General features: G+C 38.3%; 22 protein-coding genes. 9 read left to right on the top strand and 13 right to left on the bottom strand.

Going from position 1 to position 21368, the window contains the following annotated elements; all coding sequences use genetic code 11:
• Positions 1-3 precede the first annotated feature (3 nt).
• From rplV to LC418_RS04325, 7 genes are all read right to left on the bottom strand, one after another.
• Positions 4-402, bottom strand: a complete 399-nt coding sequence (rplV, locus tag LC418_RS04355; RefSeq protein WP_111957085.1) for a 50S ribosomal protein L22 — start codon at positions 400-402, stop codon at positions 4-6.
• Positions 403-404: 2 nt separating this feature from the next.
• Positions 405-683 (bottom strand): 30S ribosomal protein S19, encoded by a 279-nt coding sequence (rpsS, locus tag LC418_RS04350; protein WP_034702850.1) that lies wholly within the window; start codon positions 681-683, stop codon positions 405-407.
• A 2-nt stretch (positions 684-685) separates the two neighbouring features.
• On the bottom strand, positions 686-1507 hold the full coding sequence (gene rplB / locus LC418_RS04345) for a 50S ribosomal protein L2 (RefSeq protein ID WP_111957083.1): 822 nt from the start codon (positions 1505-1507) through the stop codon (positions 686-688).
• Between the two features lie 22 nt (positions 1508-1529).
• Positions 1530-1820, bottom strand: coding sequence for a 50S ribosomal protein L23 (gene rplW, locus LC418_RS04340; RefSeq protein WP_034702844.1), 291 nt, complete (start codon positions 1818-1820; stop codon positions 1530-1532).
• A gap of 3 nt (positions 1821-1823) precedes the next feature.
• Positions 1824-2453 (bottom strand): 50S ribosomal protein L4, encoded by a 630-nt coding sequence (gene rplD / locus LC418_RS04335; protein WP_111957081.1) that lies wholly within the window; start codon positions 2451-2453, stop codon positions 1824-1826.
• Positions 2444-3070 carry a 50S ribosomal protein L3 gene (gene rplC, locus LC418_RS04330; RefSeq protein ID WP_034678007.1) on the bottom strand — a complete coding sequence of 209 codons (627 nt, stop codon included), beginning with the start codon at positions 3068-3070 and terminating at the stop codon, positions 2444-2446. Before rplC ends, rplD begins: the two co-directional genes overlap by 10 nt.
• A 191-nt stretch (positions 3071-3261) precedes the next feature.
• On the bottom strand, positions 3262-4158 hold the full coding sequence (locus LC418_RS04325) for a LysR family transcriptional regulator (RefSeq protein WP_223558238.1): 897 nt from the start codon (positions 4156-4158) through the stop codon (positions 3262-3264).
• A 132-nt stretch (positions 4159-4290) separates the two neighbouring features.
• Between LC418_RS04325 and LC418_RS04320 the strand changes: the two genes are divergently transcribed.
• Together LC418_RS04320 and LC418_RS04315 are read left to right on the top strand one after the other, a co-directional pair.
• Entirely contained in the window at positions 4291-4683 is a 393-nt protein-coding gene (locus tag LC418_RS04320; RefSeq protein ID WP_223558237.1) for a rhodanese-like domain-containing protein, read from the top strand.
• Positions 4684-4700: 17 nt separating this feature from the next.
• Positions 4701-5144, top strand: a complete 444-nt coding sequence (locus tag LC418_RS04315) for a GNAT family N-acetyltransferase (RefSeq protein ID WP_223558236.1) — start codon at positions 4701-4703, stop codon at positions 5142-5144.
• 89 nt (positions 5145-5233) lie between these two features.
• On the opposite strand, the gene LC418_RS04310 is transcribed toward LC418_RS04315, so the two are convergent.
• Positions 5234-5998, bottom strand: a complete 765-nt coding sequence (locus LC418_RS04310) for a DeoR/GlpR family DNA-binding transcription regulator (protein WP_223558235.1) — start codon at positions 5996-5998, stop codon at positions 5234-5236.
• Between the two features lie 117 nt (positions 5999-6115).
• On the opposite strand from LC418_RS04310, the gene LC418_RS04305 reads away from it, so the two are divergent.
• The 7 genes from LC418_RS04305 to LC418_RS04275 all read left to right on the top strand — a co-directional run bounded on the left by LC418_RS04305 (position 6116) and on the right by LC418_RS04275 (position 15300).
• Positions 6116-7714, top strand: coding sequence for a glycerol-3-phosphate dehydrogenase/oxidase (locus LC418_RS04305; protein ID WP_223558234.1), 1599 nt, complete (start codon positions 6116-6118; stop codon positions 7712-7714).
• Positions 7715-7725: 11 nt separating this feature from the next.
• Complete coding sequence (gene glpK / locus LC418_RS04300; RefSeq protein WP_111957068.1) at positions 7726-9222, top strand: glycerol kinase GlpK; 1497 nt, start codon at positions 7726-7728, stop codon at positions 9220-9222.
• Between the two features lie 24 nt (positions 9223-9246).
• Positions 9247-9978, top strand: a complete 732-nt coding sequence (locus tag LC418_RS04295; protein WP_223558233.1) for an MIP/aquaporin family protein — start codon at positions 9247-9249, stop codon at positions 9976-9978.
• 10 nt (positions 9979-9988) lie between these two features.
• On the top strand, positions 9989-10789 hold the full coding sequence (locus tag LC418_RS04290) for a hypothetical protein (protein WP_223558232.1): 801 nt from the start codon (positions 9989-9991) through the stop codon (positions 10787-10789).
• 312 nt (positions 10790-11101) lie between these two features.
• Positions 11102-11521 (top strand): hypothetical protein, encoded by a 420-nt coding sequence (locus LC418_RS04285; RefSeq protein ID WP_223558231.1) that lies wholly within the window; start codon positions 11102-11104, stop codon positions 11519-11521.
• Complete coding sequence (locus LC418_RS04280) at positions 11518-12489, top strand: hypothetical protein (protein WP_223558230.1); 972 nt, start codon at positions 11518-11520, stop codon at positions 12487-12489. The genes LC418_RS04285 and LC418_RS04280 overlap by 4 nt, the downstream gene beginning before the upstream one ends.
• A gap of 84 nt (positions 12490-12573) precedes the next feature.
• Entirely contained in the window at positions 12574-15300 is a 2727-nt protein-coding gene (locus LC418_RS04275; RefSeq protein ID WP_223558229.1) for a hypothetical protein, read from the top strand.
• Between the two features lie 33 nt (positions 15301-15333).
• Here the strand turns inward: LC418_RS04275 and LC418_RS04270 are convergent, their stop codons facing one another.
• The 5 genes from LC418_RS04270 to fusA form a co-directional block, all read right to left on the bottom strand.
• On the bottom strand, positions 15334-15831 hold the full coding sequence (locus LC418_RS04270; RefSeq protein WP_111957058.1) for a low affinity iron permease family protein: 498 nt from the start codon (positions 15829-15831) through the stop codon (positions 15334-15336).
• A gap of 231 nt (positions 15832-16062) precedes the next feature.
• A complete protein-coding gene (locus tag LC418_RS04265) occupies positions 16063-16338 on the bottom strand; it encodes a hypothetical protein (protein WP_223558228.1) in 276 nt (91 codons plus the stop codon).
• Between the two features lie 4 nt (positions 16339-16342).
• Positions 16343-18604 carry a TonB-dependent siderophore receptor gene (locus LC418_RS04260; RefSeq protein ID WP_223558227.1) on the bottom strand — a complete coding sequence of 754 codons (2262 nt, stop codon included), beginning with the start codon at positions 18602-18604 and terminating at the stop codon, positions 16343-16345.
• Positions 18605-18922: 318 nt separating this feature from the next.
• A complete protein-coding gene (gene rpsJ, locus LC418_RS04255) occupies positions 18923-19228 on the bottom strand; it encodes a 30S ribosomal protein S10 (protein WP_002661363.1) in 306 nt (101 codons plus the stop codon).
• Between the two features lie 17 nt (positions 19229-19245).
• Positions 19246-21363, bottom strand: a complete 2118-nt coding sequence (gene fusA / locus LC418_RS04250) for an elongation factor G (protein WP_111957054.1) — start codon at positions 21361-21363, stop codon at positions 19246-19248.
• Positions 21364-21368 lie beyond the last annotated feature (5 nt).

The following is a 21368-nucleotide window of genomic DNA, read 5'->3' as shown; positions in this document are numbered from 1 at the left end:
TGATTAATTTTCTTTATTACCTAAGATTAATGTAACGTGGTTAGATCTTTTTCTGATTCTATACCCTCTACCTTGCGGAGCTGGTCTTAGTCTCTTCAATTGTCTTGCACTATCCACGAAGATTTCTTTAATGATAAGGTTTGCTTCTTCAATATCAGCACCTTCATTTTTAGTCTGCCAGTTTGCCATAGCAGAAAGAAGTAATTTCTCTAATTTGTTAGAGGCTTCTTTTTTAGAATATTTTAGGATATAAAGAGCTTTATCTACCTGCTCTCCTCTAATGATATCAGCAACTAATCTCATTTTTCTTGGAGATGATGGGCAGTCATTTAATGAAGCTTTTACAACGTCTTTGTTAGCTTCTTTTCTTGCGATTGAACTATCTTGTTTTCTTGATCCCATGATTATCTGCTTCCTTTATTTTTGTTACCACCATGACCTCTGAAAGATCTTGTTGGAGAAAATTCGCCTAACTTGTGACCTACCATGTTTTCTGTAACATAAACAGGGATAAAAGATTTCCCGTTGTGTACTGCAATAGTTTGTCCTACGAAGTCTGGAGAGATCATCGATGCTCTAGACCAAGTTTTAATAACTGTCTTCTTACCAGACTCTATGTTTGTCTGAACCTTCTTATCTAAAGTATGATGAATGAATGGTCCTTTTTTAAGTGATCTTGCCATAATTATTTTCTTTTAGATATGATATGACGGTTAGACGCTTTGTTTTTCTTTCTGGTTTTGTAACCTTTAGCCGGCATACCGTTTCTAGATCTTGGGTGACCTCCAGAAGAACGTCCTTCACCACCTCCCATTGGGTGATCTACAGGGTTCATTACTACCGGTCTAGTTCTAGGTCTTCTACCTAACCATCTGCTTCTACCAGCCTTACCTGAAACAGTTAACTGATGATCAGAGTTAGAAACAGATCCAATCATTGCATAACATTCAGTAAGGATCATTCTGGATTCTCCTGAAGGCAATTTGATGATTGCATATTTTCCGTCTCTTGAAGTTAATTGAGCTGAAGAACCAGCACTTCTTGCTAAAATAGCACCTTGTCCAGGCTTCATTTCAACACAAGAAATTACAGTACCCAATGGAATATTTTTCAATTTCATTGCGTTACCTACGTTTGGTTCAACGCTTTCTCCTGAAACTACTTTCTGATCTACTTTGATACCGTTTGGAGCGATGATGTATCTCTTCTCTCCATCTGCGTACTCTAATAAAGCGATAAATGCAGTTCTGTTTGGATCATATTCTACAGTTTTTACCGTTGCTTCAACATCATGCTTGTTTCTTTTGAAGTCGATAATTCTGTATTTCTTTTTGTGTCCACCTCCGGTGTAACGCATGGTCATTTTACCAGTTTGGTTACGTCCACCTGACTTACTAATACCAACTGTTAGAGATTTCTCTGGTTTGTTGGTAGTAATTTCCTCAAAATTGTTTACAATTCTGAATCTCTGTCCTGGGGTGATAGGTTTTAATTTTCTAACAGACATTACTATTATTTATAATTAATAATTAATTTACAGCAAAAATATCGATAACTTCACCTTCAACAAGCTTGATTACCGCCTTTTTCAATTTATTTGTCTTCCCTACTTGAAGACCTTTTTTAGTGTATTTTGAAGAAACCTTCGGAGCATAAATCATTGTGTTAACGTCTGCTACTTTTACACCGTAAGCTGCTTCAACAGCTTTTTTAATCTGGATCTTATTAGCCTTAGGATCTACTAAGAAAGAATAAGAACCTCTTAAATCTGTAAGGTAATTAGCCTTTTCTGAGATAACTGGTTTAATAATAAGTGACATGATTTATTTCTTTAAATTTTCCTGGAATTTTTCAACTGCACCTTCTAAGAATACGATCTCACCTGCATTCATTAAGTCATATGAACTAATTTCGTTGAAGTTCATTACTTTAGTTTTAGGTAAGTTTCTTGAAGATAAATACACATTCTTGTTAGCTTCAGGAAGAACAAATAGAGACTTCTTATCGTTCAATGCCAATGCATTTAGGATCGTGATGAAATCTTTAGTTTTAGGAGCGTTTAAGCTCATATCTTCCATTACTCTGATGCTGTTGTCTCTCATTTTCTGAGATAAAACAGATTTTTTAGCTAATCTCTTAAGAGCTTTGTTCAATTTGAATCTGTAGTCTCTTGGTTTTGGTCCGAATACTCTACCTCCACCTCTGAAAGTTGGAGATTTGATATCACCATATCTAGCAGAACCAGATCCTTTTTGCTTCTTAAGTTTTTTAGTAGAAGCAGTAATTTCGCTTCTTTCTTTTGATTTATGAGTCCCTTGTCTCTGTGCTGCAAGGTACTGTTTAACTTCTAAGTAAACCGCGTGCTGATTTGGCTCAATTCCGAATACTGATTCGTCTAGAGTTACTTTTCTTCCGGTCTCTTTTCCTGATGTATTTAATACTACTAGTTCCATTTTCTGATAATTACATAAGAATTTTTAGCTCCCGGAACAGCACCTTTTACTACTAAAAGATTTTGTTCTTGATCCACTTTTAATACTTGAAGGTTTTGTACAGTTACCTGCTTACCTCCCATTCTACCCGCCATTCTCATTCCTTTGAATACTCTTGAAGGATCCGATCCAGCACCGATAGAACCTGGAGCTCTAAGTCTGTTGTGCTGACCATGAGTAGCTTGCATTACACCTCCAAAGCCATGTCTTTTAACAACACCCTGGAAACCTTTACCTTTTGAAGTTCCTGTTACGTCAACATACTCTCCTTCAGAGAATAAATCAACTTTTACTTCTTCTCCTACTTTTACTTCGTCTACGAATTCTCTGTAGAATTCTACCAACTTAGCTTTTGGAGCAGAACCAGCCTTTTTAAAATGGCCAGCTAACGCTTTACCTACGTTCTTTTCACTCTTGTCATCGAAACCTAACTGAACTGACTTGTAGCCGTCCTTTTCTATGGTTCTGACCTGTAAAACCGAGCATGGACCAGCCTGAATAACTGTACAAGGAATATTCTTTCCTTCTTCGTTAAACAAAGACGTCATACCGATTTTTTTACCAATAATACCTGACATTGTTTATATTAAATAAAATTTATCTTTCTAATTTCCACATTTTTAGGAGGTCTGAAGTAATTTCTACTTTTGATATAGGCATACTACGCCCCTAAAATGGAGTGTGCAAATTTATGAATATTTTTATAACTGACAAATATTTAGAGTAAAATATTTTGATTTTTAATCAATTAGCGATTTCGAATAAAAAACTATCCGAAATTTTGAAAATACTCTTTGAAGTTCAAAAGAAAATCATTAATATATTTTTTTCCAATATCTGATTTTCTTACTACCAGGTAATGCTTTCTTTTCAAGCCCTTACTTCCGATTTTTTTAAACTTCAATTCATCAGATAGCTTAAATAACTTTAATGCCCATTTTGGCATACAGGTAATCCCTATGTTAGCTTGTACCATTTCCAAAGTAACTTCCGTTAAGGGAACCGCAGAAATTTTCGCCGGAACTATTCCATTTGGATTCAGAAATTCCTCATAAACAGAAACTGTTTTTAGCGGAAAAGAATGAATAATTAAATGAACATCCAGAAAATCATCAGCAGTCAGGTATTCCGAATCATTCAGAAGATTCTCCTGATGAAGGACAGCAAAAATTTCATCCTCAAAAACCTCAATGCTTACCAATTCTTTATTGCCGGAAGGCTTTGAAGTAACGACTGCAATGTCAATTTCATTGGATATTACTTTCAAAACAGGCTTATGAGTAGCCTCCAATACCAAATCCACCTCAATTTCAGGATATAACACTTTCATTTTTTGAATAAATAATGGCAATCCCTGATAGAATGAATAACATTCCGTACTGATTTTGATTGTACCTGCTGCTCCAGCTCTTATCTGCTGAATAGCATTTAGACCGTTACCAATACTATCCATTACCGTACAGGCAGTTTTGTAAAGCACATTTCCCTCTTCAGTTAATTCCCATTTGTTCCGTGTTCTGTAAAACACCTTAAAACCAAGCTGGATTTCCAGATCCTTAAGCTGATGACTTAATGCAGACTGCGTCAAAAAAAGTTTTTCAGAAGAACCGGCAATACTTCCCTCTTCCGCAATTGTTTTAATAAGCTTTAAAAACTTGATTTCCATACTGCAAAGTTAACAATATACCGAAAAACAATATCTGAAAATATTTCAATTAAAGCTGTAAAGCATTCAGTTTCAATCTTAGGAAAAAAAGAAGCCTGGGTATAGTTTTGCACTATAAACAATTTAAAAATTATGCAAGAACAAATTGAATTCTACCAGAAAAAATTAATGTATGAAATGGACCCCTCAGACTTATATGATGCATTTCAAAACAGTACAGATTATGTAGCAGTAGATACCAGAAGGTCAGATGGCTATAGCAAAGAACACATTCCATCCGCAATTAATCTTCCTCATCGGGAAATGACAGAAGAGAATACCCAGCATCTTGACAAATCAAAAATATACGTCTGCTATTGTGATGGGATCGGATGTAACGCCTCTACAAAAGGAGCTTTAAAAATGACTCTATTAGGATTTAAAGTCCTTGAATTAATGGGAGGAATTGAATGGTGGAAGTTCGATGGCTATGCTACAGAAGGAACTAATTCTACAAATGGCTCCACATTCGTATGTGCCTGTTAAATTATTAATTAAGAAATATGAAAATAAGATTTGCCGAGAAAAAAGACCTGAGCTCCATTATTGAACTGTGTAAAACCCATGCTCTGTATGAAAGAAGCTCTTTTAAGGAAGAAAACAAAAAGGAACTGCTTTCTAAATATATCCTTGATCCGGATTCAAATATAAAATGTCTGATCGCCAAGTCCGGCACTGAAATAATAGGATATGCAACCTTTTTCAAGCAGTTTTCAACCTGGGATGCCAGCTATTATATGTATGTTGACTGCTTATTCCTAAAAGAGAATGCAAGAGGAAACGGAACAGGAAAGCAAATAATGGAATTAATAAGAGCCTGCTCAAAAGAAGAAGGCTGCTCGATAATCCAATGGCAAACCCCGAGCTTCAATACAAGGGCCATTAAATTCTACACATTGCTTGGAGCGGAAAGCAAAAACAAAGAAAGATTTTTCTGGAACGTATAAGCCTACTAATTTTCAATTTAAAATAGGGACTTTCTAAAACCAGACTGTCTCTATTTTAAATATTTATTATTTGATAAACTAAATGAAACCTATTTTACAATGACCGTAACCCCCCTTTCCTCCAATGCAGATTTATCTTCCTCCCCAATCCCATTATCCGTAATCAGATAATCTACTTTATCCAGAGAAGCGATCTTTCCAAAGCCTTTTTTATTCAGTTTTGATGAATCACCGAGAATGACCACTTTTTCAGAACATTCTATCATAAGCTGATTCAAATGAGCTTCCGCAGCATTGGAAGTACTGATCCCGAATTCAATATCAATCCCATCCACTCCCAGAAAAAGTTTATTACAGGAAAACTGCTTGAGAATTCCTTCAGAAATGGAACCTACAATGGAAGTCGAACTTTTCCGGACTTCTCCTCCTAACTGTATGATATTAATATTAGGATTGTTGCACAGCTCTATAGCCACTCTTAAAGAAGAGGTTAAAACCGTAAGAGGCCCAAAGTTCACCAGCATTCTCGCTAAATAATGCATCGTAGTCCCTGAAGCTAAAATAATACAGTCATTCTCCTGGATAAGCTTTAAAGCTGCTTTCGCAATATTCTGCTTGGCTTCTACATTGATGTTTTCCTTTTCATCTACATTTCTTTCATAAGCATATCTTACATGCTTACTTGCCCCACCATGGTTTCGGAAAAGCAATCCCAGACTTTCGAGATAATTCAGATCCTTTCGGACCGTAACCGACGAAACATTGAACTTCTCACACAGATCCTGTACAAGAACATGCCCCTTTTCATCCAGTTCCTTTAATATATCATCGTGCCTTGGTATTAACTTTTCCATTCTGATTCTTTCATCAAAAATACCATTTTTTTTCGAGACCGATAAAATTTCATTTATTTTCTTTTTAGTTTCATTTTTAATTTATACATTTGAAAACGAAACATAAACGAAACATTTATGAAACGAAACGAAGAAATTAATAAATTATCCAGTGTTCAGGAATGGGACTTCATCATTATCGGAGGTGGAGCCAGCGGCCTGGGTTCAGCATTGGATGCAACCAGCAGAGGATTCAAAACCCTGCTTCTTGAATCACACGATTTTGCCAAAGCAACATCCAGCCGAAGCACCAAACTGGTGCATGGTGGCGTAAGATATCTTGCACAGGGGGATATCGGACTTGTAAAAGAAGCTCTGAAAGAAAGAGGACTTTTGGCCCAAAACGCAGCACACGTAGTAAAAAACCAGTCATTTATTATTCCTAACTATACTTGGTGGGGAGGTATTTATTATAAAATAGGATTATCTATTTATGACTTCCTTGCCGGAAAGCTTAGTCTTGGAAAAACAAAATACATCAGCAAATCCAAAACGGTTGAAAAATTACCAACCATTGAACAGCATAACCTTGCAAGTGGCGTGGTATATCAAGACGGGCAGTTTGATGATGCAAGATTAGCAATCAATTTAACCCAGACTCTGATCGAAAAAGGAGGTAGCGCAGTTAATTATATGAAAGTAACCGGTCTTCTAAAAAATGATTCCGGAAAAATAAACGGAGTTAAAGCAGAAGATCAGTTTACCAACCAGCAGTACGAACTTCGTGCGAAAGCAGTTATCAATGCAACAGGGGTATTCACGAATGACATTTTGAATATGAACAATCCTAAGCATGGTAAATTTGTAGTTCCAAGCCAGGGTATCCATTTAGTATTGGATAAATCTTTCCTGAAAAGTGACGATGCGATTATGATTCCAAAAACATCAGACGGCAGGGTTCTTTTTGTTGTTCCATGGCACGACAGAGCATTGGTAGGAACTACAGATACCCTTCTGGAAAGCCCAAGCTTTGAGCCGCACGCGTTGGAATCTGAAATTAATTTTGTTTTAAACACAGCAAGACAATATTTAGCGAAGAAGCCAACCAGAGAAGATGTAAAATCGATGTTCGCCGGATTAAGACCTCTTGCCGCTCCAAAAGAAGGAGGCAAAAGCACTAAGGAAGTTTCCCGCAGCCACAAAGTCATTGCTTCCGATACAGGATTGGTTTCCATCATCGGCGGAAAATGGACCACTTACCGTAAAATGGCGGAAGATACTATTGATAAAGCTGTAGAGATCCTTCATTTAAATGGAGGACCTTCTCAAACAGAAAATATGTCTATTCATGGTAATATGAAAGCAGAACTTGTAGACCGCACCAGCCATCTGTATGTTTACGGATCCGATATTCCAGCCATAAAATCATTGCAGAGCAGTGATCCTCAATATTCTCAAAAGATTCATCCTGACCATGCTTTTACTATTGCAGAAGCAGTCTGGGCCATAAGACACGAAATGGCGGAAACCATTGAAGACATTCTTGCCAGAAGAGTCCGTCTTTTATTTTTAGATGCAAGAGCTGCGATCGACAGTGCACATACTATTGCACAGCTTATTGCCAAAGAAAAAGGATATTCCCAGGAATGGGCCACTGAACAGGAAAAAGAATTTATTGAATTAGCACAAGGGTATTTATTAACCCCTTACTCTCCCAAAACTATTACTCATAATTAAAACTTTGCAGTATGAAGGAAAAATTGATTCTCGCTTTAGACCAGGGTACAACTTCTTCTAGAGCCATCTTATTCAATCACAGCGGAGCTATCGAATATATCTCCCAGAAAAATTTTGAACAAATCTACCCTACTCCGGGATGGGTAGAGCATGATCCGAACGAAATATGGTCATCCCAGATATCCGTTGCCGCAGAAGTTATCGCCAAAGCAGGCATTTCCGGGCTGGAAGTAGCTGCCATCGGTATCACCAACCAACGTGAAACAACCGTTGTCTGGGATAAAGAAACCGGTGAACCTATTTACAATGCTATTGTCTGGCAGGACAGAAGAACTTCTAAGTATTGTGATGAATTAAAAGAGCAGGGGCATGCCGAAATCATTAAAGAGAAAACCGGACTTGTCCTGGATGCCTATTTTTCAGCAACCAAACTAAAATGGATCCTGGATCACGTAGAAGGAGCAAGGGAAAAAGCAGCAGAAGGAAAATTATGTTTCGGAACCGTTGACACATGGCTTATCTGGAAGCTTACGCGCGGAAAAATGTTCATCACCGATGTTTCCAATGCCAGCAGAACCATGCTTCTGAATATTCATACCTTAGAATGGGATCAGGATCTTCTGGATCTGTTTGATATTCCAAGATCTGTTCTTCCTGAAGTAAAACAGAGCAGTGAGATCTATGGAGAAACTGCAACCACTTTATTTTCTACAAAAATACCAATTGCAGGGATTGCAGGAGACCAGCAGGCCGCCTTATTCGGACAGATGTGTATTACTCCCGGAATGGTAAAGAATACGTATGGAACAGGATGTTTCCTATTAATGAATACAGGAACAGAAGCTGTTTCTTCTAAAAACAACCTGTTAACAACAGTGGCATGGAAGATCAATGGAGAAGTAAATTATGCCCTTGAAGGAAGTGTATTTGTAGGCGGAGCAGCGATACAGTGGCTGAGAGACGGGCTGAAACTTATCCGTTCCGCAGAAGAAGTGAATGATCTGGCAGCAAGTGTTGAAGATAACGGAGGTGTTTACTTTGTGCCTGCACTTACAGGATTAGGAGCACCGTATTGGGACCAGTACGCAAGAGGAACTATTGTAGGAGTAACCCGGGGAACAACTGATGGACACATTGCAAGGGCAACTTTGGAAGGAATAGCATTCCAGGTGTACGATATTGTAAAATCCATGGAAGCAGATTCCGGAACACCAAGTATGGAACTCAGAGTAGATGGCGGAGCTTCTGCAAGTGATCTTCTGATGCAGATACAGTCTGACCTTTTCGGTTTTAAGATCACAAGACCAAAAACGCTTGAGACCACAGCTTTAGGAGCAGCCTATCTTGCAGGTTTAGCAGTAGGATATTGGAAGGATATTAATGAAATACAATCTCAATGGGTTGTAGACGAGGATTTCCATCCAAAAGTGGATAAAGAAAAAGCAGATAACATGATTCATTTCTGGAACAAAGCTGTAAAACGTTCCCAAAGCTGGATCGAAGATTAATCCTTAATATTAAAAAAACTACTCATGACCCCATTTACCGCAGAACTTGTAGGAACAATGCTTCTTATATTATTAGGCAACGGTGTTGTAGCCAATGTTGTCTTAAAGGATACTAAAGGAAATAATTCAGGATGGATCGTCATTACGACAGCCTGGGCACTGGCAGTTTTTGTCGGTGTCACCGTTGCCGGTCCGGCAAGTGGTGCCCATCTGAACCCGGCTGTAACGATCGGACTGGCAGTTGCAGGAAAATTCTCGTGGGACTTGGTTCCATCTTATATTGCTGCACAGCTGCTCGGTGGAATGCTGGGAGCTTTCCTGGTCTGGCTTTTCAACAAAGACCATTTTGCCATTACGGAAGATGAAGGCGCAAAGCTCGCCTGTTTCAGTACCGGGCCGGCTATCAGGAACACATTTTCCAATTTAATCAGCGAGATTATCGGAACGTTTGTACTGGTATTTGTCATCTTTCATTTTTCGGACCCTAGCATTTCTCTGAATGCGGATCCGACCGCTAAAGTAGGACTCGGTTCTGTAGGAGCCCTTCCTGTTACCTTACTGGTTTGGGCCATTGGCTTATCACTGGGTGGAACAACCGGTTATGCCATCAATCCTGCAAGAGATTTGGCTCCAAGGATTATGCATGCAGTACTTCCAGTAAAAGGCAGCAGTGACTGGGGATACGCATGGATCCCAGTTGCCGGACCCATTCTGGGCGCTGTTATCGCTGCCGTTCTTTTTGGAATAATACATTAAAAAATACCCGATGAAAATTTTAAAAATTGCATGCCTGATTATTTTGGGCACAGGAAAACTATTCTCTCAGGAGAGCGAGGAACCTAAGGAGAGCAACAGGCTGGACTTTACCGCCAATATTCAGAATAATCACTTATGGAGAGGCCTGATCATTACAGATAAACCTGTGGTGATGGGAAATCTTTCTTACGCTCTGGATTCTGAAAAGAAATGGAAGATTGGTATTTGGGGTGCCTCGGCATTAGCTGACGATAAAGACGGCACCCATTATAAGGAGATCAACTACTACATCCAATACTCCCATAACCGTTTTTATATTGGATTGTGGGATTTGTATAATTCCAGAAACATTAATACCGCTGTAGCCGCAGACGACATTTTCAGTTACTCACAGAGAAGAACTGCCCACATCATTGACCTTAGGACCAATTATACTTTCGGACCATCATTCCCATTGAATATTGAAGCGGATATCATGCTGTACGGAGGAGCCAATGCGGGCGAAGTGGTTCTGGAATCTGATGGAAGCTATAAGAAAAATAGATACTCTACCTATATTCAGGCGAGCTATCCGGTTATCGCCGGGGAGAAAGTGAATCTGGATGCGTTTATTGGTGCCGGGTTTGCCCTCAACGACAAACATTTCCTCTATGGCAATGGTGAAAACAGCTTTGATATTGTTAATGTAGGAGTAAAAGCAGGTAAGACCATTAAAATTACAGAACACTACAGTCTGCCGGTTTCTATGATGGCGATGTGGAATCCTTCCAATAAATACGCAAGAATTCAGCTGGCAGCGACTGTTTTCTAATCTAACTTTCAAATCAATAATAAAGACCATTCCTATTTGGAGTGGTTTTTCTGTTTTTAACTGATTAAATATTTAACCACAAAAGTCACAAAAGTTATTTAAACACTTAAGTTATTTTAATCAACAAGCTTTGTGAATATAAGTACTTAAGCTTTACGAAAATCTCAGATTTTCTTTATGTGAATCTCATTCATCAAGAATCTTTTGTGGCTTTTGTGGTTAAAAAGATCCTATAAATGCCCTAAATAAGCAATCTCCGGGTTTTTACGGTTTAATTTTTGATTAAATATTTTTACTTTTGAAAAAAAATATATGAAAAAGATTTTAAGTTTAGTGATCTTGTGCATCAGCATTTTATCCTTTGCTCAGACAAAAGCACCGTTTGTAGGCTACAGAAGCTTTAATATCATTGAAGGATTCAGCGGATCGGGAACCCCATCTTATTATTTGGATGTAAAGAAAAACGGTGATGTTTATTTCGGATTTGTTCAGGTAAATCAGGCGGACAGCACTGAAACCACCGAGGAAGTAAATGCCGGAAAATACAATCCAAAAGTAATGAAGGTAGATTTCAAAACATACGGTGAAAATTTTTATGTGAAATTCGATAAGGATAACATCTACCTGACGGATAAAGAAGGAAACATTAAGAAATCTGAAGACTGCTGCTCCAGCATGGAAAGCGGAACACAGGATATCTGTTCCTGCGAAAGCAAACTGTATAAACGATGAAAGTATTAAAGGTCCTGCTTGTCCTGCTTCTCATTGTTTCGTGCAGGGGGAAAAAGAACCATCCTTATACTTTTTATTACTGGAAAACAAATCTTAAGCTGGATCAGGAAGAGAAAAAAGCTTTGGACAAGGGTCAAGTTCCCTATCTGTACACCAGATTTTTTGATATAGATAAATCCGGCGGACAATTTCAGCCGGTTGCTGTTATAACCAAAGACAGGAGTTTTCAGACAGATAAGCAAATCGTGCCGACTGTTTTTATCACGAACCAGTCCATGTATCATATTTCCGCGGAAGAGATCAGGTTTCTTGCAAAAAACATTCATAATCTGATTCAGAAGAAAGCCAAAGAATATGATTTAAAGATTCATAATGAAATTCAGATTGACTGTGACTGGACAGCCGGAACCAGGAATGATTATTTTAAATTTTTGAAGGAGCTGAAAAGAGTTTCCGGAAAAGAGATTACCTGTACCCTACGCCTTCATCAGGTTAAAGACAAAGGTCAGACCGGAGTACCACCGGTAGAAAAAGTCTACCTGATGTGCTACTCTACTTCTTCACCATTGGAGAACTCCAACAAAAATTCTATTCTGGATGTGACGGTTTTAAAAAGCTACCTTTCCAAACTGGAGGATTATCCTGTTAAAAAAATTGAGGTAGCACTGCCGATTTACTCCTGGGGAATTGTTACCAATCATCTTGAAAAGCATAAGCTCATTAATGCTTTATCCAGAAAAGACCTTAAAAACCCCGGATTTAAAAAGATCTCGGATAATGAAGTTGAAATCACCAGAGACGGTTTCTATTTCGGAAGTTTTCTAAGTAAAGGATTCAGGATAAAGGTTGAAGAAATATCAGATGACCAGCTTCAGGATGTTACCCGTTTTCTGGAGAAAAAAATACATGATTTTAATATAATTTATTATCAATTAGATAGTAAATTTGTAAGTAACAGGAATTTCTAAATTTATGGTTCTGCTGATTGAGCAGATCATGGAGCTTTAAACCTGTTGAAACTGAATTACAAAATAAAAACACCCATCAACTATATGAAAAAGTATATTCTTTCAATGGCGGTTCTATCGCTGTTTTACACCAAATCTGACGCCTGCGCGTGGTCAGACCCGGATTATGAATATTTCAATCTTTTTACACAAAGCATTATAAAGGATAAATCCTATCTGCCCTTCCTGCTCACTTATTCTAACAGGTTTTACGGAGACTACAAAGGCAACCCAATTCCTGACGACAATATTGAAACGTGGAAAAAGTTTTTCAACAACCAACTGAACTACGCGGAAACAGAAAACCTGGTATACAAGATCAGCATGAGCGATCTTAATGCTTTGAAAAACGGAGCACCAACAAATCCTTTGCTACAGAAACTGGGAACAGGATTCTACCAAAAGTACAGAGAAGGCATCGATTATTTAATTGAAGCCAAGTATCTGGAACCTTATATGAGCATTAATTATGTTGAAAGTCCTGACTCATTTTACAGCTATGGTCCTTCAAAAAAGCAAAATGCTACATCCATTGATTACGCCAAAACAGTCAATGCACTGACTTCCCTATATAATGCAGCAAGAAATCCGGAGATCAAGCAGCGTTACGGATATCAGCTGGTACGTTTCAATCATTATACCAGAAACTATGACGCTGCCCTGGAGGCTTTCAGAACGTACATAGAACCGATCAAGCAGAAAGGTGCGGTATATTTTATGGCCCTTGACCAGCTTGCCGGTGCCCAGAGAGGAAAGGAAATGAACGCTGATGCGAACTGGAACTTCTTCCAGGTTTTCATGAACAGCAAAGACCGTAAGGAATCTGCTTTTGTCTCGATGAAACTTTCGGATACAGCTTCTTTCAGCAATATTATGAAGAGGGCTGGCACCAATGATGAAAAGAATATGGCTTACTTCTTATTGGGCTATGAAGGCTTTACGAATCCCATTCCTATCATGGAAAAGATGTATGACATTAATCCGGATTCTGAGATCCTTAAAGTAATGGCGGTAAGAAGTATCAACGAGCTGGAAAGAAGTTATCTGCCAATCTATTATTATACTTCGGATGCTTCCGACAATGTGTACATGCAGAAGGGAAATGCTGATGACCATGACACAACTTCCAAGGATGCAAAGGCTGAACCTGCTGAAGTAAAAAAAGAAGAAAAGCTTTCATTCTGGCAGAAGATTGTAAGATTCTTCAAAAACCTTTTCGGAGGATCAAAGTCCGACAGCGTGGCTGGAGAAAAGAATGATCAGAGCGATGATGAACTGCTGAACAACCCGGACAGAATTCCTTTCTATACAAAAACAGGTTACGGATACGACGAAAAGACCAAAGATTACCTGGACGACCTGGAAAAATTCACAGAGAAAACTAAAAAAGTATCTAAGGATGAATACTGGCAGATAGCAGATGCTTATCTTAAGTTTTTGAAAAAAGATTACAAAGGAAGCTCGGAGATTCTGGAGGATATCAAAACAACAAACCCGGAATATCTTGAAGAAATAAAAAGAATGAAGGTTTTGAATGATATTGTTTCGCATCCTAAGATCGATGCGGAATTTGAAGATCATCTGATGAAAGACTATGCTGATTATTTTGTAAAGAAAGAAGTGAAAAAAGATAGTACTGCCGTATCTGATTATGATTATTATGGAGAAACTCCATCTACGGCAGATTTCCTTAAAGATGTTCTTGCCAACCGCTATTTCCTGCAGGGAGAAGACGGAAAATCGTTCCTGATGAGCAATAAGCTTTCGGATCTTCAGTATAACCCGAATTCCAGTCTGGTAAAAAGTGTTGAAGACTTTTACAAAAAACCGAATAAGACTCAGTTTGAACAGCAGATCATCGCCAAGAATATGGACAATGTAGGCAATATAGATGCTTTCTTTAGTATGATCTATGGTGACAGAGCCATGAAGCAGGCAGATTTTGAAAAGGCTAAATCTTATTATGAAAAAGCCCAGGGATTTGCTGGAATTCCAAGAATGAATTATGACTGGACGGATAAAGGTGAAAAAATTACTCCGAAGCAGTATGCAGCCGGCGAATATAATGGATTCAGGGATATTTCGAATCTTGTTTTCGGACACAATGTATGGGAAAGTTTTGGAAGTCCTGAAACTGAAAGTATGGAAGCCGAGGATTATTCTGCATTTCCTTTCATTAAAGCCAGCATGAATAAACTGGAACTGGCGGATGCGCTGATCCAGCTTAAAAAAATAGGTAACGGAACAGATGAAAAGGCCGCGAAAGCCAGCCAGCTTATCGGAAACCTATTGTACAACACTTCCAGCTTAGGATATTACCGCCAGTTGTTTGTGATGGACATTGATAACACCAACGGCGGAAAGTACGATTTCTGGAATACGGACAGAAAGAATCCTTATAAATATTATTATAAGAACTTCCTTTATACCACTTATGTGGAGCCGGATAATTTTGATCTTGCGATCAATTATTACCAAAAGACCCTGAAACTATCAAAAGACAAAGAACAGAGAGCAAGAGTCCTTTTCCAGATGGCCAGCGCGGAGCAAGGAAAGTATTATCAGTATGAGGCAAAAAATGCAGCAAAAATCAGCTATTCGGATCCTCAGTATTCTGAAAAGGAACAGGCGCACCAGACTGAACTTGATAATATCAAAAATCAGAAATACAGAACGTATTTTGCGCAGTTGAAGTCCCAATATGCAGATTCGGAAACCATGAAGAGCCTGTCGGGAAGCTGCAGCTACTTCGGGTATTTCCTGAAAAGATAATATTTAACATATACAAAAAAGAAAAAGGAATCATTACGATTCCTTTTTTTCTTGCTGTTTCTGAAGCCATTCCTCATGCTTTGTTTTAAAGATATCATGTTTGTAGTTCTGATTTCTTTTAGCTGCATCTATTGAGTGCGAGGTATGGATATCGTTGTCTTCTTCCGCAAAATCGGCTAACTTTTCATAATAGCAGTGAAGCTGGTCCAGTTCTTTTTCCGTAAGGTCTTCTATATCCACAATTCTGTTGCTGGCTTTTTCATTAGCCGCAAGAAGCTCATTAAGCTTAATTTGTATGGCTTTGGAATCTTTGTTCTGGGCTTTCTGAATTAAAAAGACCATTAAGAAAGTGATAATGGTAGTACCGGTATTAATGACCAGCTGCCAGGTTTCAGAATAATCAAAAATAGGTCCTGAAGCTGCCCATACTACAACAATAAGTACGGCTCCGATAAATGCATATGAACTTCCTGTAAATTTGGTTGCCCAATCTGAAAACTTCTCAAAGAGATTATTGTTCTTATGACTCATACTATCAATTCTTTTAAATAATAAATTTATAGAATTAACTTGAATCGGAAGTAAAGAAACTTGGGAAACAGTGGAAAAGAATGAAAAATTTAACCGGATTATTGATCCTGCTTTACTTTTAATCTTTCAGGCGCCTTAAATAAGATTGAATGGTTTAAAAAAACAAAAACATTAAGACAGAAGGACTGCCTTAATGTTTTCTAATTAAAATTTGATATGAATGAATGTTTATTATTTTTTTCCGAAGTGGGTTTCTTCAGATTGAATGGCTTTTGTACTGACTGAAGGTAAATCTTTTCCGAAGCGGATCTTCTTTATACCGGGCATCCCATTATTCCAGGTGTTCTGCGGCCAGCCATTATTCATATGGTTGGCTTTATAGAAATCCCTGAATTCTTTTTCATATATGGATTTTAGTTCTTCGTCGGAAAGCTCTGCTTCGGAACGGCATGATACGAATAGTGTTCCAAAAGCAAAAGCCAAAAATATTTTTTTTATATTTTTCATAAGATTAGAATTTGTAGTTTACCTGTACTGCAAAATTTCTAGGCTGGATCTGATCGATGTACCCTCCTCTGAAGTACGAACTGTATCCCACAGAATCGAAAATATTGTTGAAGAATACTCTTAGCCCCAAACCATTTTTAAGGGTGTACCCTGCCTGTGCATCTACTGTAGTATATTCCGGCATATCAAAAGGCTTATCTCCAGCTTTTACGCTGTTAAGATGGCCTGCTGTAAATGTCTTCTGAGTCCATTCATCCACAGGCCTTTTTCCTACATAATAGATTCCTGCTCCCACATCCAGACCCGTTAATGCTCCTGTTATAAATTTATAGTTCAACCATCCGTTTGCGGTGTGCTTCGGGGCATTCATTGGCGCAGAACCATTGATATAGGCAGGACTCTCCTGATACTGGGCATCCAGATATGCCCATCCGGACATTACCTGAAGGTTAGGAAGAATTCTTCCGATCAACTCTACTTCCATTCCTTTTCTTCTCAGGTTACCGGCAAGTCCGTAAAGGATATTATTTTTATCATCTTTTATTGGCTGATAATTTTTATCAAGGATCTGGAATGAAAGATTATTTGTGTTAATATCAAATAAAGTAACATTAAATCTCAATCTTTCATTGAACCAGTCAGATTTGATTCCGGCTTCCCACTGCTTTGTATGTGATGCTCCTACTTTTCCACCTGCCTGAAGGATATTATTAGAAGCTCTTAAAGAGGTAGTCGTAGTGTAGGATCCGAAAATATTGATATTCTGAATCGGTGAAATGATCAATCCAAAAGATGGGTTCCATGTATCTACCGTTTCATTAGAAGACCCGTTCAGTCTGCTGTACCTGATTCCCAAATGGGCTTTCACATATTTGCTGATTGACATTACATCCTGTGCCATAGCACCAATGCTTGGCGTAAGGACAGGATTTGAACGCCCCATATTTTTATAAATTACATTGACAGGAACCTGGTTCGGGATATTCCCTTTGACAACATCGAAAATATCAAGAGGATTGGCATCATACGTTATAGAACCAATTTTTGTTGGGCGGGCAGTAATTAAATTTTCAGGGGCAATGGAATTTTTATAGGCTTCATAGGTGACGGTTGATGTTTCCGTTTCCCTCCAGTCAAATCCAACCTGGAAAGTATGATTGATGAATCCTGTTTTTACCTGCTCACCAATGAAATCCAACTGCAATACTTTATTGATATCTTCTCCCTGAGATTTCCCGATAGTATGCTGCCTGATATTATAATTCGTTTCGTTAGTCGGTAATGATATGGAAGAGGCTTCACTGTCTGAACTGCTTGTAGAATTAATAAATGCAGCTCTTACTTTTAGTTTATCATTAAGCTTACGAACCACTGTTGTGGCAAAATTAAAGGTCTCTGTTTTCGAATAATCAGAAATATATCCTAAAAACTTCCCTTTCGGCATATGGTATAATGCTTCCACATCACCCGGTGCTGTATTAATGGTTCCTCTGTCAGGAGTACGATTATCATGAAGATAGTCCATCTCTACATTGATCTCCGTTTTATCGTCCGGGCGATAAGATACGGATGGATTGATGTAAATTCTCTCTCCTTCAACATGAGATCTGAAAGAATTATTTTTCTGATAAGCTCCATTAAACCTTACAGCTACTTTACCCTGAGAATCCAAAACTCTCTGAAAATCTACTGTAGGTCTGTAAAAATCCCAGCTTCCGTAGCGGAATCCTACACTGGTCTGATCTATGAACTGTGGTCTTTTGGTTACTACATTAATCACACCTCCTGCTGAGCCCAAACCGTTTCCTATTCCCTGGCTCACGGCTGCTGATCCTTTAATAACCTGAATGCTTTCAACACCCTGCATATCTGTGATCATTCCTGCCGTACGGAAATCCGAATCCATCTGAACTCCGTTTTTCAATACAGGCACTCCACGATACCCTCTGATAGACATACTTTCACTTCCTCCGCCATAGCTTGAGAACAGGGTTACGCCTGGTACATTTTTAGCAACATCAGTTACTGTAAGTGCTCCCAGCTCTTCAATAGCTTTATGGGAGATCACCGAAATACTCTGGATCTGGTCTCTGGTTTTCAAGGGAAGCCTTGTAATAGCTTCTAAGCCTACCGGCTGTTTCTTTTTTTCACCAAACAGTTCTACTTCATCAATCTCTTTTGATTTTTTAATAGAATCATTCACTTGCTGTGCGTTTACAAAAACCCCACCCAATACAAGCAGAGAAAAGGATACTACTTTATTCATCTGATAATTTTTTACGAAATTATTATTTTTATTAATTCTAAATAAATAAATCAAGCTGACATATCTCACCCGGATATGACTAAGCATTATCAGATCATAAATGAGCCTAGAGCTGTTATAGGGATATTTTAAGGATCCTGGAGCATCATTAAAAGGAACAGGGAAAAGTAGACTTATCTCTATAAAGAGCTAAATGATGAAAAGGTGTGATTTTAATAGTTTTTATTTTATAACCAAGCAGTTTTATATTCAATATTCAAAAAAAAATCCGTTCCTAAAAAGGAACGGATTCTATAATCATTGCAAAGTATGCAATTATCACACTTTAATTTCAACGTCTACACCGCTTGGTAACTCTAATTTCATTAGAGCATCAACAGTTTTAGAAGAAGAAGAGTAGATATCCATCAGTCTCTTGTGAGCTGATAATTGGAACTGCTCTCTAGCTTTCTTGTTTACGTGTGGAGATCTCAACACCGTGAAGATTCTCTTATTTGTTGGCAATGGAATTGGTCCGTTTACAACAGCACCAGTAGCCTTTACCGTTTTTACGATTTTCTCAGCAGACTTGTCTACCAAGTTGTAATCGTAAGATTTTAGTTTTATTCTGATTCTTTGTGACATTTCTTTAGTTTAAAAAATTAACCTTTTGCTTTAGCAATGATTTCTTCAGCAACGTTTTGTGGAGTAGCCTGGTATTTCTCTAATTCCATAGAAGAAGTAGCTCTTCCTGATGAAAGTGTTCTTAGAGTGGTTACATATCCAAACATTTCAGAAAGTGGAACAGAACCTTTAATTACAACAGCTCCGTTTTTCTCTTCCTGACCACTGATGGTACCTCTTCTCTTGTTAAGGTCACCAATGATATTACCCATATATTCTTCCGGAGTTACAACCTCCAGTTTCATAATAGGCTCCATGATTACTGGCTTAGCAGCACGTCCCGCTTCTTTAAATCCTAATTTAGCAGCCATTTCAAAAGAAAGTGCATCAGAATCCACTGCGTGGAAAGATCCGTCTTTAAGAACTACTTTAATACCTTCAACTTCGAAACCAGCCAAAGGACCGTTTTTCATTGCAGCTTTAAAGCCTTTTTCAATAGCAGGAACAAATTCTCTAGGAACGTTACCACCTTTGATCTCGTTAATAAATTCTAAACCTATTTTACCTTCGTCAGCTGGTCCAAGTTCGAATACGATATCCGCAAATTTACCTTTACCACCAGATTGTTTTTTGTAAACTTCTCTGTGCTGAGCAACTTTTGTAAGATTTTCTTTGTATTCTACCTGCGGCTGACCTTGGTTTACTTCTACTTTGAACTCTCTTCTCATACGATCTACAATGATATCCAAGTGAAGCTCACCCATACCAGAGATAATCGTTTGTCCTGAAGCCTCGTCTGTTCTAACCGTAAATGTTGGATCTTCTTCAGCTAATTTAGCTAGAGCGTTACCCATTTTATCCTGGTCAGCTTTAGTTTTAGGCTCAACAGCGATACCAATTACCGGATCAGGGAAAACCATCGATTCTAGAACGATTGGGTTTTTCTCGTCACACATTGTATCACCTGTTTTGATAGATTTGAAACCTACCGCTGCACCAATATCTCCTGCTTCAATATATTCTACAGGATTTTGCTTGTTAGCGTGCATCTGATAGATTCTTGAGATTCTTTCTTTATCACCTGAACGGGTGTTCAAGATATAAGAACCTGCATCTAGTCTTCCAGAGTATGCTCTGAAGAATGCTAATCTTCCCACGAACGGGTCAGTAGCAATCTTAAATGCTAGAGCCGAGAAAGGCTCGTTTACGTCTGGTTTTCTTGTAATTTCAGCGTCAGTTCTAGGGTCAGTACCTTTGATATCATCTTTGTCCAATGGTGAAGGCAAATATTTACATACTGCATCCAGCATAAACTGTACTCCTTTATTTTTGAATGAAGAACCACAAGTCATTGGGATAATAGATAAATCAATAGTAGCTTTTCTTAGAGCTTCGTTGATTTCGTCTTCAGAGATTGAATCCGGATCTTCGAAGAATTTCTCCATCAAAGTCTCATCGTAGTCAGCAACAGCTTCTACTAATTTCTCTCTGTATTCAAGAACTTCATCTTTCATGTCTTCCGGAATTGGAACTACCTCGAAAGTAGCACCTTGTCCAGCTTCATCCCAGATGATCGCTCTGTTTTTAATTAAGTCTACAACACCTTTGAAATCTTCTTCAGCACCGATTGGTAAAACGATTGGAACTGCATTAGATCCTAACATTTCTTTTACTTGTTTTACAACGTTCAAGAAGTCAGCACCCTGTCTGTCCATTTTGTTTACGAATCCCATTCTCGCTACTTTGTAGTTGTCAGCAAGTCTCCAGTTTGTTTCAGACTGAGGCTCTACTCCATCTACTGCAGAGAATAAGAATACCAATCCATCCAATACTCTCAAAGATCTGTTTACTTCTACAGTGAAGTCAACGTGTCCCGGTGTATCGATGATGTTGAAGTGGTAAGGTTTAGTTTCAGCTACAGGCTTCCCTTGATCAGTTGGGAAGTTCCAAGAACAAGTAGTTGCAGCAGAAGTAATAGTAATACCTCTTTCTGCTTCCTGCTCCATCCAGTCCATTGTAGAAGCACCATCGTGAACTTCACCAATTTTGTGGTTTACTCCTGTATAGAATAAAATCCTTTCTGTAGTGGTAGTTTTACCAGCATCAATGTGTGCGGCAATACCAATATTTCTTGTAAATTTAAGATCTCTACTCATTTCTA

Source organism: Chryseobacterium lathyri (genome assembly GCF_019970085.1).
GTDB lineage: Bacteria > Bacteroidota > Bacteroidia > Flavobacteriales > Weeksellaceae > Chryseobacterium > Chryseobacterium lathyri.
This window is presented reverse-complemented; position numbering and strand designations above follow the sequence as displayed.

Excerpts from the sequence above, each read along its gene's own strand:
- rplV (WP_111957085.1), bottom strand. The coding sequence starts at position 402 with ATGGGATCAAGAAAACAAGATAGTTCAATCGCAAGAAAAGAAGCTAAC.
- rpsS (WP_034702850.1), bottom strand. The coding sequence starts at position 683 with ATGGCAAGATCACTTAAAAAAGGACCATTCATTCATCATACTTTAGAT.
- rplB (WP_111957083.1), bottom strand. The coding sequence starts at position 1,507 with ATGTCTGTTAGAAAATTAAAACCTATCACCCCAGGACAGAGATTCAGA.
- rplW (WP_034702844.1), bottom strand. The coding sequence starts at position 1,820 with ATGTCACTTATTATTAAACCAGTTATCTCAGAAAAGGCTAATTACCTT.
- rplD (WP_111957081.1), bottom strand. The coding sequence starts at position 2,453 with ATGGAACTAGTAGTATTAAATACATCAGGAAAAGAGACCGGAAGAAAA.
- rplC (WP_034678007.1), bottom strand. The coding sequence starts at position 3,070 with ATGTCAGGTATTATTGGTAAAAAAATCGGTATGACGTCTTTGTTTAAC.
- LC418_RS04325 (WP_223558238.1), bottom strand. The coding sequence starts at position 4,158 with ATGGAAATCAAGTTTTTAAAGCTTATTAAAACAATTGCGGAAGAGGGA.
- LC418_RS04320 (WP_223558237.1), top strand. The coding sequence starts at position 4,291 with ATGCAAGAACAAATTGAATTCTACCAGAAAAAATTAATGTATGAAATG.
- LC418_RS04315 (WP_223558236.1), top strand. The coding sequence starts at position 4,701 with ATGAAAATAAGATTTGCCGAGAAAAAAGACCTGAGCTCCATTATTGAA.
- LC418_RS04310 (WP_223558235.1), bottom strand. The coding sequence starts at position 5,998 with ATGGAAAAGTTAATACCAAGGCACGATGATATATTAAAGGAACTGGAT.
- LC418_RS04305 (WP_223558234.1), top strand. The coding sequence starts at position 6,116 with ATGAAACGAAACGAAGAAATTAATAAATTATCCAGTGTTCAGGAATGG.
- glpK (WP_111957068.1), top strand. The coding sequence starts at position 7,726 with ATGAAGGAAAAATTGATTCTCGCTTTAGACCAGGGTACAACTTCTTCT.
- LC418_RS04295 (WP_223558233.1), top strand. The coding sequence starts at position 9,247 with ATGACCCCATTTACCGCAGAACTTGTAGGAACAATGCTTCTTATATTA.
- LC418_RS04290 (WP_223558232.1), top strand. The coding sequence starts at position 9,989 with ATGAAAATTTTAAAAATTGCATGCCTGATTATTTTGGGCACAGGAAAA.
- LC418_RS04285 (WP_223558231.1), top strand. The coding sequence starts at position 11,102 with ATGAAAAAGATTTTAAGTTTAGTGATCTTGTGCATCAGCATTTTATCC.
- LC418_RS04280 (WP_223558230.1), top strand. The coding sequence starts at position 11,518 with ATGAAAGTATTAAAGGTCCTGCTTGTCCTGCTTCTCATTGTTTCGTGC.
- LC418_RS04275 (WP_223558229.1), top strand. The coding sequence starts at position 12,574 with ATGAAAAAGTATATTCTTTCAATGGCGGTTCTATCGCTGTTTTACACC.
- LC418_RS04270 (WP_111957058.1), bottom strand. The coding sequence starts at position 15,831 with ATGAGTCATAAGAACAATAATCTCTTTGAGAAGTTTTCAGATTGGGCA.
- LC418_RS04265 (WP_223558228.1), bottom strand. The coding sequence starts at position 16,338 with ATGAAAAATATAAAAAAAATATTTTTGGCTTTTGCTTTTGGAACACTA.
- LC418_RS04260 (WP_223558227.1), bottom strand. The coding sequence starts at position 18,604 with ATGAATAAAGTAGTATCCTTTTCTCTGCTTGTATTGGGTGGGGTTTTT.
- rpsJ (WP_002661363.1), bottom strand. The coding sequence starts at position 19,228 with ATGTCACAAAGAATCAGAATAAAACTAAAATCTTACGATTACAACTTG.
- fusA (WP_111957054.1), bottom strand. The coding sequence starts at position 21,363 with ATGAGTAGAGATCTTAAATTTACAAGAAATATTGGTATTGCCGCACAC.